Source organism: Galbibacter sp., assembly GCF_048266365.1.
In the GTDB taxonomy this organism is placed as follows: Bacteria; Bacteroidota; Bacteroidia; order Flavobacteriales; family Flavobacteriaceae; genus Galbibacter.
In genome coordinates, this window is sequence record NZ_JBLWZP010000001.1 from 389,192 (window position 1) to 403,920 (window position 14,729).

Here is a 14,729-nt window from a genome sequence, read left to right on the forward strand (position 1 = left end):
GATGAAAGGAATTATACTAGCAGGGGGGTCAGGAACTAGATTACATCCACTTACGCTGGCAGTAAGTAAGCAACTCATGCCGGTGTATGATAAACCTATGATTTATTATCCGCTCTCAACACTAATGAGCTCGGGAATTAACGAGATCCTTCTAATAACTACTCCACAAGACAAAGAGTTATTTGTCAATTTGTTGGGTGACGGGAAAAAATACGGATGTCGATTTGAATATGCTACTCAGGAGCAACCTAATGGACTGGCGGAGGCTTTCATCATTGGAGAAGAATTTATCGGAAATGATAAGGTCGCACTGATTCTGGGAGATAATATCTTTTATGGAACTGGGCTAAGTGAGTTACTGCAAAAAAACAGTGATCCTAACGGTGGAATTGTTTACGCTTACCACGTCCATGATCCACAACGGTACGGGGTAGTGGAGTTTGATGCAAAGGGGAAAGCCGTTTCTATAGAAGAAAAGCCTAGCCATCCCAAATCCAATTATGCAGTACCGGGGATTTATTTTTACGACAATCAGGTTGTAGAAATAGCAAAGCAAATAAAGCCTAGCCATAGAGGGGAACTTGAAATTACAGACATAAACAAAGCCTACCTACAAAAAGGAAAGCTTCAAGTGAGTATTTTGGATAGAGGAACAGCCTGGTTGGATACAGGAACCTTTGAATCGCTGATGCAAGCTTCGCAGTTTGTTGAGGTTATAGAGGAACGACAAGGTCTTAAAATAGGCTCTATCGAAGCCACAGCCTATGAGATGGGGTATATTGACAGTCAACAATTAAAAGCTTTGGCTGAACCACTTATTAAGAGCGGGTATGGTAAGCGACTGCTTAGTTTGATAAAAGAGTAGTCTACAATGCCTAAAGATTGCGGTTTGAGAATGTTAAAATGTGTAAATGAAGTCATTACATAATAAAAACAAGCCTTGTTTTGTGACACGAAATCAAAATTGTCACTATTGAAAGAGCTCATTTTTTTCTAGTTTAAGGTTTCAGATCCCCGCTTGCATGGACTCTTTTGTTAATAATTACAGCTTAAAATAGGTATACTGGGTACATGGCAAGCTGCATCCTTTTGTTGGCGTTTATGAAACTTTTAACTCTACTGTAGAATTGTTGTTTTTAGGCGGATTATGGTCTAACTTGAATTTGCCTTCCAATTGTTTATGAGACTTTCATTATGGTTGCAAATTGTGGTTTTGCACCATCTGATAATGTTTATAGACGAGTAATAATACCACTATGGCGCAAATTGAACCGAAATCACTTGATATTGCCGTTCTTAAAAGCCTCAGGGTTTAAAATTTCTGTTTTTGTTCTTTGGCAAAAATAAAAGCAGTTATATTTATCCTGTCGAAAATCAGAAGGGAGGATTTAGGTAGTAGCCTTTGTGATAGGGAAATAGAAATTGAAAAGAGAACAGATTACGGCATGATTGTAAAAGAGACCACATTAAAAGGGTGCTATATTATTGAACCTACCATCCATAAGGATGACCGGGGGTATTTTTTTGAAAGTTTTCACAAAGAGAATTTTGAAAAAGCCATAAAGGAAAAAGTCAACTTTGTACAAGACAATCAATCCAGATCAAAACGTGGAGTACTTAGAGGGATTCACTTCCAAAAAGGTGAATATGCACAAGCCAAATTAGTACGGGTTTTACAGGGAGAAGTATTGGATGTAGTTGTGGATCTTCGAAAAGATTCCAAAACCTTTGGACAGCATGAAACCATTCTATTGTCAGAAAAGAATAAAAAACAGCTCTATGTTCCCAAAGGATTTGGTCATGGTTTTATAACCCTAAGTGAAACCTCTGAATTTTCTTATAAATGCGATAACTATTATCATAAGGCATCAGAAAGCGGAATCATATACAACGACTCTACTTTATGCATTGATTGGGGAATTCCGGAATCAGAAATTATTGTTTCAGAGAAAGATCAACTGCTTCTAAGTTTTAAAGCATTGTTTTGAGATGACATTATGAGACTTACATGAATTAACCCATCTGAATTAAAATCACACACCTAAAACATACAACGTCCGTTAATGTCAAAAAACACATCACATAAGCGTCTATTATCTTCAGAAAAGAAAACCATTCTAGTTACTGGCGCCAACGGGCAACTTGGGATGACTTTTCAAAAACATGAAGATCATTACCCTGAACTGAACTTTGTTTTTATGGACTCTAACGCATTGGACATTACGGATACCATGGCTGTGAAAAAGGTGTTTGAAGAACTCAGGCCCGACTACTGTATAAACTGTGCAGCCTATACCAATGTCGAAAAGGCAGAAAAAGATCCAGAAAAAGCATTCTTGGTGAATGCCTCCGCCGTCGAATTTTTAGCAATGGCATGCAAAGCACAATCTTGTATTTTGATACATATCTCTACTGATTATGTGTTTGATGGTCAAAAAACGACTCCTTATAACGTAAATGACATTCCAAATCCCATTAATGTCTATGGGGCTTCCAAACTACAAGGAGAGCTTAATATTAAAAAATTCTTAAGCCAATATTTCATTATTCGAACTTCCTGGTTGTATAGTAAGGAATTTGGAAAGAATTTTTACCGAACTATACTCCAAAAAGCTCAAACTGAAAAAGAGCTACATATTGTTGACAACCAGGCAGGTTGTCCCACAGATGCCGAAAATTTAATGGGTTATATTCTTGATTTAATTATGAACCGCAGTGACAACTACGGTATACATCATTTTAGTGATAAGGAGGTTATGAGTTGGTATGATTTTGCGAAGCTCATCTTGGAGAAAAATAACATCCAAAATACAACTCTCATAAAAGATAACAGCTATAAAACCAAGGCAAAAAGACCTGTTTATAGTGTTTTGGGATAATAATTTCCTAAAAATATGTGCCTCCAGAAGCAATCTTATAGCGAGGCTTTACTAATTCTACAACCCTCAATCTACCAATAGGTTGTTGTTCTGCTTTTTCAACTTTAGGCGCTACACAAACAAATGGTCCTTCCAATTTACCATGTTACGATAGTGTAAAATGTGGAGGTGCAAATAATATCTTACAATGTAGAGCGTTCTACAATCAAACAATTCAATACGATTGTTGTATAAGGTTATAATTACCTTAGGATAGCACCGTATTCACATTGTTTTAGCCCTAAATCTACGTATTACTTTACGATTATTACTATTTAGCTATGACTGAAAAATTCGGTATTATTATACAGGCGCGTACTGGTTCTACCAGACTGCCCAATAAGGTAGTGCTCCCTTTCTACAACGGGAGCTCCATTTTGGATATTTTAATCAATAAACTTCTTGTGTTTAAGGACACATATAAGATCATCCTGGCAACAACAGACGCCCCGGATGATAAGGTTCTTGTAGACATTGCGAAAAAATATAATATCGAATATTATGTTGGCGACCAATTGGATGTATTGAAAAGATTCGTGGATACTGCAACAGAATTTAATTTAGATACTGTTATTAGAGTTTGCGCCGATAATCCCTTCCTCGATTCAGGTTTTATTCAAGATTTGATTGATTATTTCAAAAGCCATCCTGGATTAGATTATCTGAGTTTTAAAAATCATAACGGAACTCCAGCTATAAAAACCCACTTGGGTCTATTTACTGAGATCGTCACCTTAGATGCCTTAAAGCGTGTACAACAGCAAACCGATGAGAAACTCTACAGAGAACATGTGACAAACTACATTTATGCTAACCCTGACAAATTTGATGTGCATTTAGAGAAAATGCCGGACTATCTTATTGCTAGGGAGGATCTTAGGTTCACCATAGATGATCGGGAGGATTTCTCAAACCTTAAAGAATTATACACCTATTACACACAGCATAACGAAGACATAAAATCAACGATTCAACACGTTGATCAGCATACGAACACTTTAAAATTGATGATTAATAATATTAAAAAATACGAAAAATGACATACGTAATTGGAGAAATAGGCCAGAACCATAATGGTTCCGTTGATATTGCAAAATTGCTTATTGATGCAGTTAAAAGACCTGTAAATGACAAGTTATTCGGTAACGAACTTAAGATTATGGACGCTGTGAAACTTACAAAGCGGGATCTTAGTCAAGAATTGTCAGCTTCGCAGATGAATAGAATTTATGATACCCCAAATTCTTTCGGTCGAACTTATGGAGAGCACAGAGAATTCTTAGAGCTTAACGATGAAGAACATCACGAGCTATACAAATACGCCAAAGAAAGGGGCATTGATTTTGTAGAAACGTTATGTGCTGTAGGTTGTTTGAGCTTGTTAAAGTTATTTACTCCGGATCGGCTTAAAGTAGCCTCCAGAGACCTTACCAACTTGCCATTATTGGCTGCCATGGCAGAGACAAAAATTCCAATGATTTTATCCACGGGTATGGCCGGTGAAAAAGAGTTGAACGATGCCTTGGATACCATCACAAAGTATCATTCTGATGTTTCTATATTGCATTGTGTATCTGAATACCCCACTCAGTATACAAACGTAAATTTAAAAACAATTGCGTATCTTCAAAAGCAGTATCCACAATATACAATTGGGTACTCTGATCATACCATAGGTATTGCCACTCCTATTGCGGCTGTTGCCATGGGCGCAAAAATTATAGAAAAACATATTACCCTGGACAGAGCAATGAAAGGTACAGATCAAGCAGGATCTTTAGCTGTTGATGGTATTTACAGAATGATGAGGGATATCAGAAACCTTGAAAAGTCATTCGGTGAAGAAGGTATCTTTATTGAAGACTCGGTTAAGGCTGCAAGAGAGAAATTAGAGCGATCTGTTGCATCTATTCGTCCTCTGGCAAAGGGCCACATTATTACTGAAGAAGATATACATTTGTTGAGCCCGGGTGACGGATTCAAATGGATGCAAAGAAGTAATGTAGTAGGGAAAAGGCTGAGCAAAGAAATTCAGAAAGATGAAATCATCTACCCGGGTGATATTGCATAACAGTAAATAATTAAAGTAGACCAAACGAGTAATACAATTTAAATCTATGGCTTTACCAAAATTAATAATCACCGATATTGACGGTGTTTGGACCGATGGAGGTATGTATTATGATAATTTTGATAATGAATTCAAAAAGTTCAATACATACGACAGTGCCGGGGTATTATTTGCCAGGATGTTAGGAATCCCCTGTTGTATCATAACAGGGGAGTCTACTAATATTGTAAAAAGAAGGGCCGATAAATTAAAAATCGAACATACTTTTTTAGGCATAAAGGATAAAGTTCAAGTGGCTGAAGACCTGATTTCTAAATTAGGAATTTCCATGGACGAAGTGGCTTTTATCGGAGATGACATCAATGATTTTAATCTTCTGAAACATGTAGGTTTAAGTGCATGTCCTTCCAGCGCACCGGATTACATCAGAAATGAGGTAGATTGGGTATTATCCAAAAAAGGGGGTGAGGGGGTTTTTAGAGAATTTGTCGAGAAGATTCTTTATCAAAACGATATTGATATTAAAGAGCTTCTGCTTAAAAACCAGATGATTACCAATTATATTCAATAAGTATAAAACTGTATTGCCCTGAGTTTTACCGCTACAAATCATTATGACAGAACTGAAAAATAAGTTATGACGCGTATTGTAAAATCTATTCTGACTTGGCTGTTTACTACTTATGCCAAGTCCACTGCCAACAACTGGAAAGCAAACATTAAAGCCAATGGTTTCACCAAACTTACCGGTAAAACCATTCTTGGAAATAACGTCCATTTCAATGGTATGCGAATTTTCGGGATCGGAACATGCTATATAGGTGATAATTTTCACTCAGGCTTTGGATGTCATATTATGACCTCCTACCATAATTACGAAGGCCATAAAATACCTTATGATGAAACCCTTATTGTAAAGGGAGATACTGTTATCAAAGATAACGTATGGCTCGGGATCAATGTTACGGTAATGGGAGGCGTTACCATTGGTGAAGGAGCAATCATTCAAGCCGGCAGTGTAGTGGTCAGTGATATTCCCGATTATGCCATTGCAGGGGGACATCCTGCCAAAGTCTTTTCACACAGAGATATTGAACATTATGAAGCTCTGAAACAGGAGGGACGGTTTTTTTAACAATTGTAAGGTTCATAAGATTTTGAATGCTTATTATCTTTAAAAGTGGCCTACTATCCTTGGAATAATCCAACATTCAGTAGTTTGTGCAACGGTTTGTTTGAGATATGACAAAGTGTAAGTACTGACTGCAAACAAATAGAATGTTATGGAAATGTAAAAGTTGATGGTGTTAATAATATCTTACAATGTAGAGCGTTCTACAATCAAACAATTCAACACGGTTGTTGTACAAGGTTAGAATTTCCAAAGGATAACACCGTATTCACATTGTTTTTACCCTAAATCTACTTGCTGTAATGATTGTTGCTTTGAAACATGAATAAACCTTAAATAAGTAATGCAGGTAAAAAATATTTGCTGTATTGGTGCCGGCTATGTTGGAGGCCCCACTATGGCTGTGATTGCACAAAAGTGCCCCGATATTGATGTTACGGTAGTAGACATCAATGAACAACGAATTTCACAATGGAATGCCAGTGATTTAGATACACTGCCCATATATGAGCCAGGTCTAAAAGAAGTGGTGAGCCAGGCCAGAGGAAGGAACCTATTCTTTTCTACGGATGTGGATGCCGCCATAGCGGCCGCAGATATGATCTTTATATCTGTTAATACGCCTACAAAAACCTATGGTAAGGGGAAAAATATGGCTGCTGATTTAAAATTTGTTGAGCTTTGTGCCAGACAAATTGCAAGAGTAGCCACATCAGATAAAATCGTGGTTGAGAAATCAACCCTTCCCGTTAGAACTGCTCAAGCTATTAAAAGTGTGCTTTCTGAAACAGGTAACGGTGTTGAATTCCAAATTCTCTCCAATCCGGAGTTCTTGGCAGAAGGAACGGCTATTTCGGACCTTTTAAGGCCGGATAGAATACTGATCGGTGGAGAAACCAGCGAAAAAGGAGAAGAGGCCATACAGGCACTGGTTGACGTTTATGCGCGGTGGGTGCCTAAAGAAAACATTTTAACTACAAATGTGTGGTCCTCCGAATTATCCAAATTAGTTGCAAATGCCTTTTTAGCGCAACGGGTATCTTCCATCAACGCTATTTCAGAGTTATGTGAAGCAACCGGAGCTGATGTACGTGAAGTATCAAAAGCTATTGGAATGGACAGCCGTATAGGACCTAAATTTCTACAAGCTTCTGTGGGCTTTGGAGGGAGTTGTTTTCAAAAAGATATTCTCAACTTAGTCTACATCGCCAAGACCTTTGGTCTTGCTGAGGTCGCTGATTACTGGGAGCAGGTTATTCTAATGAACGATCATCAGAAAAGCAGATTTGCTACCAAAATTTTAGAAACCCTTTACAATACAGTATCCGGTAAGAAAATTGCTATTCTCGGATGGGCCTTTAAAAAGGATACCAATGACACCAGAGAATCTGCCGCCATCTACGTCGCTGATGAATTGCTTGAAGAAAGAGCGAGTATCGCAGTCTATGATCCCAAGGTAAAAGAAGAACGAGTTTTTGCAGATCTAAATTACCTAGAAAGCAGAAGTGCAGAGGAGAATAAGGAATTGGTGGAAGTACAGAATGATCCATATGAGGCCTGTAAAGATGCTCATGCCGTTGCCATTCTTACCGAGTGGGATGAGTTCAAATCTTATGATTGGCAGGCGATCTATGATAACATGCTGAAGCCTGCCTGTGTATTTGACGGTAGAGCGATCTTAGATAGAGCCCAATTAGAAAAGATTGGGTTTAAATATTATTGTATTGGAAATTGATCTGTTAACACGTCAAAGTAAAAGTGTTGTAAGCAGTTGATCGCTTAACCTTGTTTTAGAAATATAATTAAGTGGTTCTAATATCAAATGCTCAAAGCTTTTATAAGCGAAAACACAAGAATTCAATTATAACATCCCCGAAATCTACTTCACCGTATATGTTATATATACGATAACTAAGTAATTAACCTTAGGTCAAATAGCATTCTCATAATAATGAAAAAATATTGAGAATGCTATTTAGATGACCTGGAATACATCCCGATGAGCATAACAAATTTTGATATTAAAAACTTTTTAATCGCAATATTGCTGGTTTTACCATCTTATGCCTTTGTTCCTTTGTATGTTTATTTACTGCTGGTACCCTTATTGATTACAAGGGAGACAAAACTGGATTTCAATTTTTATATAGTCCTGTTCATTATTCTGCTTTGTACCATTAATCAAGTGCTTAATCTGGTTGTGGTACTGCGCGATTTTAAATACGCCAGTCTGGTCCCCTATACGGTGTTTATGATTATATCATATTTATTCGGGAAAAACGCGGATGTTAGGGTATTCAATTACGTACTTATATTTATTTCAGTTGAGGTATTCGTGGGGGTGTTGGAATATGCCTCAGAAGTAAAGTCATTCTTCCCTTCCATTTCTCAAAGTATTGCGGGAGAGGCACCTTTTGGATACAAGGGATTGATCTATTATAAAAGGGTTGCCGGTTTAAGTCCCAATTCCAGCTCATTTGCCTATAAGGTATGTGTGGGAATATTATTATTACATTATCTGAAATTCAAAGGGCGAAAACTATTTATATATGCCGCAATATTTACAGCCGGTCTGGTTATCACATTTACCAGATCAGTGATACTAACCGTGGTGTTGTTCCTATTTCTGGTAAATATTCCGCAAGTCAAAGGTTTTTTAAATGATTTATTGTCAAAACGATTTAAAGTCCTGTACATACTCTTCGCTCTAGGATTACTTGTGTTGGGTTATGTCATTTTTTCAAGTTGGGCTGATCTGTACTATCAGATGAACAGAGGGATGGAGAATGCCGATCTTTCGCAGCGTGATGTTGTCTTGGGTAAATATTACCAATTCATACTGGATAATCCTATTTTCGGAAATGGATCTTATAAGTTATGGATGAATATCAACGGTGAACTATTCCATGGTCACAACTCCTTCCTGCAGACATTTGCCACCAATGGTATTTTTATAGGTTTGATTTTTATCTATCTGGTTCTAAGAAATATAAATAAGTATAATTATTATTATATCATTCCAATATTAATATTCTCCCTGTTTCAATATGTAATCTTCTGGGGAGTATCCTTTATGGACTTAATCTTTTTCTATTTTCTTTTTGTAACCAAAGAGCGGTTAATACAGGATAAATTAATAGAAGATGATACTATTAAGGAAAACGAAGAGGAGCAAAAGGATGAGTTTCATAGATCAAATGATGGGAAATTAATAAGGCTTAATTGAGTAAAACATTTTTAAATATAGCGTGCCGAGAAATCACAAAAGATTAAAAATTAAAAACAGAATATAAGCCTTAGCCGGTTTGGAATAAGGTAAAACGAATTATAAAACGAAGCATAATCAAGTGAGTATACTAAAGCAAATTGAGAAAGATTCAGGTATTTTAAACTTGAAGTATAAGGGTGAGTCCATATGGCCGGTTCTGAGATTAAAAAGTTATTATAAATACGAGGCAAAGCAAAAGGGAACCGTAAACCGAACTAGAGAGTTGAATTTCAATGCAGTTTGGGTGATCTTCAAAAGTTTCTTTTACGGAACTCATGAATTCTTTAATTTAAGCCAATTTGATTATCTGGTTTTTTCCGGCTCTGAGCGAAGAAAGCGCTATAACGATTTGTACCATGAAAGGGTGGTTGAAGGCTTTTTGGCATCGACAAAGTCTTTGCTTATAGAAAACCCGTTCCCACTTGGAAAGCACTATAAAAAGGATGAGATACCCACCAAACATATCATGAGTGAAAGTATATTGTACCTGGGGGTTTTTGTTTTGGGTTTTTTAGGGTTTAAAATGAGTAAGCTTGAAAACGAACATATTATAAAAGATATTCAACAAGAGTACGGTTATGAAATCAACTATAACCGATTCCTTCTAATTTATGAAGGGCAATATCGACTCTTTAAATTAATACTGAAATACTTTAAAAAACCCAAAGCGGTATTTTTTGTGTATTCTGCTTCTTCTATGGGGTATATAAAAGCCCTTAAGGAGTTTAATATACCGGTAGTTGAAATTCAGCACGGCGTTGTTAATAAAGAACATAATGCCTATAATGTTTATGGGGATTTTGGACGGAAGTTCTTTCCGGACTATTTTTTGACCTATGGTAATAGGGAAATGGAGGTGTTTCAAAATCCGGAGAATTATTTTATAGATCCTAAAAATGTTATGCCGGTGGGTTATTATTTGCTTGACCAATACCTGAATAATCAGACAGGGAACCACGAGGACTATATCACAAGCTTAAGGAAGAACTACAAAAAAATAGTGGTGTATACCCACCAGGAGGTTTATGAAAATGAAATCTTGGATTTTCTGATTGAATCTGCTAAGTTATCAAATGACATCGTATACTTGCTGATTCCAAGAAATGATCTTAAAGTGCAGCCGGAAGGCATGCCTGATAATTTAATTGTGGAGACAAAATTAAATATCTATGATTGTCTGCGTTTTTCAGATATTCATTCTACAATTTTTTCCACCTGCGCTATTGAAGCTTTAAGCTATGGTGTTCCTAATGTAATGTATAATTATCAAAACTGGTCAAAGTCTTATTATGAAGAGATCTTTAACGATAAAAGACATACGGTATTTATAGAATCGCCCTATGAGTTTGTTGATGTTATTCTAAGTCACCACTTTGAATCTAAAGCGTATATAGAAGCAGCTTCTGATCAATTTTTTAAGCGAAACTTTCTTCAGAATATGGAGAGTTTTATGGAATCGGAAATTAAAGCGTAGAGCATGAAGGACATTAATTTATTGAAAAATATATCCGGATTTGCTTTTTTCAATGTACTGAACTCAGCAATTCCGTTCTTATTACTACCTGTGTTAACGGCTTATTTGAGTCCGGAGCATTATGGGGTAGTGGATATATTTTACAATACCACGCTTATAATAACTCCGATAATTGGTTTGAGTATTGTACAATCCATCGGGAGGTTCTATTTTGAAAAAATTGTCCTTTCAAGATTTGTATCCACTGTTCTAGTAATACTGCTTTCTTCAGGATTGATCATTACTGCTTTATCTCTGGTATTTAATATTGTGTTTGAAGATTACCTATTATCTTACGATATACCACCATATCTTATCTTTTTAGCGTTCTTATACACATTATTTACTCAAATCTCAGAGATTCTCTTGGCCTTGTGGCGCGTATCCTATAAAGTGGCTCACTTCGGAATTTTCAGGGTCTGTAAAACAGCATTGGATTTAGGGCTTTCTATTTTCTTAATTGCAAGTTTAGGTTATGGTTGGGAGGGTAGGATCTATCCTCAGGTAGTGGTAGCATTTGTATTTGCAATCATTGCATTGTATGGTTTACGTAAATTAGGGTACTTAAATAATTTAAAATCTGATAAAGAATATAAGAAACAGGCCATGGCTTACAGTGTGCCGCTTATCTTTCACACCTTTGGAAGCTATGTGATTAATTTTTCTGATCGATTTTTTATTCTCATCATGCTCAGCATGAGTGATGTCGGAGTTTATTCTGTGGCCTACCAAATCGGAATGGTAATATCTCTTATTCAAAACTCCTTCAATCAGGCTTGGGTTCCTTTCTTTTTTCAAAAATTAAATGAAAATACAGAAGGTAGTAAAAGAAAAATAGTTCAGATAACCTACTTATATATTGCATTCTTAATTATTATAACTGTGGTGATTTATTTTATGATCCCTCTTATTTATAAGTATTTTATAAATGAAAGTTATATTGAAGGTGCCTCTTTGATCGTTTGGGTCCTAATAGGATTTTTGTTTAACGGCATCTACAAAATGTTAGTGAATTTTTTGTTCTATGACAAGAAGACCAAATTGGTTGCCATATTGTCCTTGAGTTCGGCAATGTTAAATATTATCCTGAATTACTTTCTGATTAAATTTAACGGTATTACGGGTGCAGCACAGGCTACGATGCTGACATTCTTATTTTTTATGTTGGTGATCCTTATTATAACTCTAAGGTCTTATAAAATGCCATGGAATCTTAAAAGGTAAAGAAAAACGTAGGCGAAGGGAAGTAGATAGATTAAGAGAATCAAACGTATATAATTATGCATGGTTTGAAGTGAAATCCAAAAGGGAAACATAAACGAATTGGACGAGTGATCAAACCTAATTTTTTAAAATGAAGCTATGAGTGTAAGTGTATCTATTATAACGCCAGTATATAACTCTTCCAAGTATATCAAGGAGTGTATGAATTCAACTCTCGGTCAGTCATATACTGACTTGGAGCATATCTTGGTTGATGATTGTTCTACGGACAATAGTGTTCAAATCATTGAACAGTATGCCAATACCGACAGTAGAATTAAACTGATTCGGCTTAAAGAAAACGGTGGGGCCGGTGTGGCCAGGAATACTGCTATTAAGGCTGCAAAGGGAAAGTTTATTGCATTTTTGGATGCTGATGATTTTTGGCATAAGGATAAGCTAAACATCCAGGTGGATTTTATGTTAAAGAACGACTATGCTTTTTCTTATGCTCAGTATTATATTGTGGATGAAAACTCTAAACCACAGAAGCTGGTTAAATCTCCATCGAGAGTAAGTTATAATGCCATTTTAAGAAATGGTTATATCGGCTGTTTAACGGCCATGTATGATGCAGAAAAGATTGGGAAGTATTATATGCCACTGATCAGAAAGAGACAAGATTGGTCACTTTGGATTATGATTTTAAAGGACATTAAAATGTCTTATGGAATTCAGCAACCCTTGTCTTACTATAGAGTGGGTAATGAATCATTAAGTAATAATAAGTTTAAGCTGATTAAATACAACTTTAGTGTGTTTTACAAGGTGTTAAACATGAGTTTTATTGAATCTGCCTACAGAATGGTAATCTTCTTGTTTTGTTATTTTAAATTTAAGATTACTTCAATTGTGAAGGTGTAGTTTTCCCATTAAAATTTCTGTGTCAAAAAAATTAAGAAAAGAGCGAAAACCCTTGGCTGAATAAAATTCGACAGGGGTTTTCGCTTGATGCTTTGTATTTTTTTAGTATAAAATTAATGGATCACTTTTGCTTGGACCTACCACTCCAGGCTAATGGCGGGTATAAATGTAATCGGTGTCTAAGACCTTCTATTTTTCTTTTAAAGAACACTTTTCTCTTAAGGTTAGGTATGCTATAGTCTAGCCTAAAGAAAAGGTAGGCTAGGGCTATACAGGTAAATAAGAGCATTATGATCATCCATAGATTTGATGATGCACTACCCATGATAATTAAGATAACAACAAAGATCAAATTAAAACCTGCAATGGTACAACTGGCTTGTCTGTGGGACAGTTTTAAATAATCCACCAGGACATGATGTGTATGGTTACGATCCGGTGAGAACGGCCCCTTTTTGTTGGCGATTCGAAGGGTAAATACCCTTGCGGTATCAAACAACGGAACTATTAATATTCCCATGGCAACCAGTGGTGCACTATCCAAGTGAAAGGGTAATGCTCTATAGTCAGATGGGTTTAATGCCAAGAATTTCAGCGTAAACATGGCAATCATAAATCCTACAATGAGCGACCCTGTATCTCCCATAAAGATTTTCTTGGTCTTTGATAGGTTGTAGTACAGGAAGGCACTTAAACATGCTGTTAACGCTATACATAATAAGGAATAGAAATACTCATGCGAAAGGTAAAATATGATGGTATACATTGTGAGTATTACAATGCCTACCATAGCTGCTAATCCATCGATACCGTCAATAAGATTGTAAGCGTTAATAATGGTGATCATTAAGAATCCTCCTATGAGTAAATACACAAAGTACGGGATCTCATTGATTCCTAAAAAGTCATGTAGTGAATGAATGGTAAAACTATCACTTGCCAGTATAAAGGAAACGGCTATGATCTGAGCTGCCAGTTTGGTTAGTGGGGATAAAACCACTAGATCATCTTTGAGTCCGATGATAAACAAAATTGTTATTGCCGGTACCAAATAGATAGCTTCATCATACATATCCTGACCTTTCAAAAAGAATATTGCCAGTATTAAGCCATAATAAAAGGCAACACCACCCAAAGTGGGTGTAACTTTCTTGTGTGAGCTCCTATGGTTTGGACTATCCATGAGCTTCTTATACTCTACAACTCCAATTATTTTTGGAATTGTAAAAAAGGTAAGTAAAAATGCACCTACCAATAGTACTATTGCAGTTTCTAAAAAATACATTCGTTGTGATTATTCAATATAAGTCTATATTGATTAGTTAAAATAAATACCTAAAACACTTGGGCACCACAGCCCAATTCTGTCAGACTTTTCATCTGATCTGACACTATTTATTAACGAGGGTTTTATGAGATTGTTGTGCTATTCGTGGTTGAAAACTTACATTTTATCTGATGTAAATTAATTATTACTTACGACAAGTGTTGATTCTGTTATTCTTAGTCCACAATTACACGGTACTTAAAATAAGTATGTTTAACAATTAGGTAACCTTATGTTAGAGATTAACATGGGCATTATTATATTTAGATAGTCTTTTTTTTTGAAAGTTAGCGTTAAATAAAAAGGCATTAGATAAGATTATTTGTCTGGCTGTAAAATGCACATCAATCAGTGGAAAGGTGTTGTTTTAGGA

The 14,729-nt window shown here is 36.0% G+C and carries 13 protein-coding genes; 12 read left to right on the top strand and 1 reads right to left on the bottom strand.

Annotated features, from left to right (window positions below; translation table 11 throughout):
• Window position 1 precedes the first annotated feature (1 nt).
• The 12 genes from rfbA to ACN0TV_RS01820 all read left to right on the top strand — a co-directional run bounded on the left by rfbA (window position 2) and on the right by ACN0TV_RS01820 (window position 13,029).
• Entirely contained in the window at window positions 2-865 is an 864-nt protein-coding gene (gene rfbA / locus ACN0TV_RS01765; RefSeq protein ID WP_417359510.1) for a glucose-1-phosphate thymidylyltransferase RfbA, read from the top strand.
• Window positions 866-1,445: 580 nt separating this feature from the next.
• Window positions 1,446-1,988: a dTDP-4-dehydrorhamnose 3,5-epimerase gene (rfbC, locus tag ACN0TV_RS01770; protein ID WP_417359942.1), complete on the top strand. Its 543-nt coding sequence runs from the start codon at window positions 1,446-1,448 to the stop codon at window positions 1,986-1,988.
• Window positions 1,989-2,063: 75 nt separating this feature from the next.
• A complete protein-coding gene (gene rfbD, locus ACN0TV_RS01775; protein ID WP_417359512.1) occupies window positions 2,064-2,879 on the top strand; it encodes a dTDP-4-dehydrorhamnose reductase in 816 nt (271 codons plus the stop codon).
• Window positions 2,880-3,199: 320 nt separating this feature from the next.
• Complete coding sequence (locus tag ACN0TV_RS01780; protein WP_417359514.1) at window positions 3,200-3,958, top strand: cytidylyltransferase domain-containing protein; 759 nt, start codon at window positions 3,200-3,202, stop codon at window positions 3,956-3,958.
• Entirely contained in the window at window positions 3,955-4,989 is a 1,035-nt protein-coding gene (locus ACN0TV_RS01785; protein ID WP_417359516.1) for an N-acetylneuraminate synthase family protein, read from the top strand. Before ACN0TV_RS01780 ends, ACN0TV_RS01785 begins: the two co-directional genes overlap by 4 nt.
• 46 nt (window positions 4,990-5,035) lie before the next feature.
• Window positions 5,036-5,560, top strand: coding sequence for a KdsC family phosphatase (locus ACN0TV_RS01790; RefSeq protein ID WP_417359518.1), 525 nt, complete (start codon window positions 5,036-5,038; stop codon window positions 5,558-5,560).
• Window positions 5,561-5,626: 66 nt separating this feature from the next.
• A complete protein-coding gene (locus ACN0TV_RS01795) occupies window positions 5,627-6,124 on the top strand; it encodes an acyltransferase (protein WP_417359520.1) in 498 nt (165 codons plus the stop codon).
• Window positions 6,125-6,464: 340 nt separating this feature from the next.
• Window positions 6,465-7,856 (top strand): nucleotide sugar dehydrogenase, encoded by a 1,392-nt coding sequence (locus ACN0TV_RS01800; RefSeq protein ID WP_417359522.1) that lies wholly within the window; start codon window positions 6,465-6,467, stop codon window positions 7,854-7,856.
• 264 nt (window positions 7,857-8,120) lie between these two features.
• The gene (locus ACN0TV_RS01805) at window positions 8,121-9,347 is read left to right on the top strand and encodes an O-antigen ligase family protein (RefSeq protein ID WP_417359524.1); all 1,227 of its coding nucleotides are present in this window, start codon (window positions 8,121-8,123) and stop codon (window positions 9,345-9,347) included.
• Between the two features lie 121 nt (window positions 9,348-9,468).
• Window positions 9,469-10,863: a hypothetical protein gene (locus tag ACN0TV_RS01810; RefSeq protein WP_417359526.1), complete on the top strand. Its 1,395-nt coding sequence runs from the start codon at window positions 9,469-9,471 to the stop codon at window positions 10,861-10,863.
• Window positions 10,864-10,866: 3 nt separating this feature from the next.
• Window positions 10,867-12,126, top strand: a complete 1,260-nt coding sequence (locus ACN0TV_RS01815; protein ID WP_417359528.1) for a lipopolysaccharide biosynthesis protein — start codon at window positions 10,867-10,869, stop codon at window positions 12,124-12,126.
• Window positions 12,127-12,264: 138 nt separating this feature from the next.
• Entirely contained in the window at window positions 12,265-13,029 is a 765-nt protein-coding gene (locus tag ACN0TV_RS01820; RefSeq protein WP_417359530.1) for a glycosyltransferase family 2 protein, read from the top strand.
• Window positions 13,030-13,150: 121 nt separating this feature from the next.
• Here ACN0TV_RS01820 and ACN0TV_RS01825 read toward each other — a convergent pair whose 3' ends face one another.
• Complete coding sequence (locus tag ACN0TV_RS01825; protein WP_417359532.1) at window positions 13,151-14,314, bottom strand: glycosyltransferase family 4 protein; 1,164 nt, start codon at window positions 14,312-14,314, stop codon at window positions 13,151-13,153.
• Window positions 14,315-14,729 lie beyond the last annotated feature (415 nt).

Bases quoted from the DNA above. Each gene is read 5' to 3' on its own strand.
- rfbA (WP_417359510.1), top strand. From the start codon at position 2: ATGAAAGGAATTATACTAGCAGGGGGGTCAGGAACTAGATTACATCCA.
- rfbC (WP_417359942.1), top strand. From the start codon at position 1,446: ATGATTGTAAAAGAGACCACATTAAAAGGGTGCTATATTATTGAACCT.
- rfbD (WP_417359512.1), top strand. From the start codon at position 2,064: ATGTCAAAAAACACATCACATAAGCGTCTATTATCTTCAGAAAAGAAA.
- ACN0TV_RS01780 (WP_417359514.1), top strand. From the start codon at position 3,200: ATGACTGAAAAATTCGGTATTATTATACAGGCGCGTACTGGTTCTACC.
- ACN0TV_RS01785 (WP_417359516.1), top strand. From the start codon at position 3,955: ATGACATACGTAATTGGAGAAATAGGCCAGAACCATAATGGTTCCGTT.
- ACN0TV_RS01790 (WP_417359518.1), top strand. From the start codon at position 5,036: ATGGCTTTACCAAAATTAATAATCACCGATATTGACGGTGTTTGGACC.
- ACN0TV_RS01795 (WP_417359520.1), top strand. From the start codon at position 5,627: ATGACGCGTATTGTAAAATCTATTCTGACTTGGCTGTTTACTACTTAT.
- ACN0TV_RS01800 (WP_417359522.1), top strand. From the start codon at position 6,465: ATGCAGGTAAAAAATATTTGCTGTATTGGTGCCGGCTATGTTGGAGGC.
- ACN0TV_RS01805 (WP_417359524.1), top strand. From the start codon at position 8,121: ATGAGCATAACAAATTTTGATATTAAAAACTTTTTAATCGCAATATTG.
- ACN0TV_RS01815 (WP_417359528.1), top strand. From the start codon at position 10,867: ATGAAGGACATTAATTTATTGAAAAATATATCCGGATTTGCTTTTTTC.
- ACN0TV_RS01820 (WP_417359530.1), top strand. From the start codon at position 12,265: ATGAGTGTAAGTGTATCTATTATAACGCCAGTATATAACTCTTCCAAG.
- ACN0TV_RS01825 (WP_417359532.1), bottom strand. From the start codon at position 14,314: ATGTATTTTTTAGAAACTGCAATAGTACTATTGGTAGGTGCATTTTTA.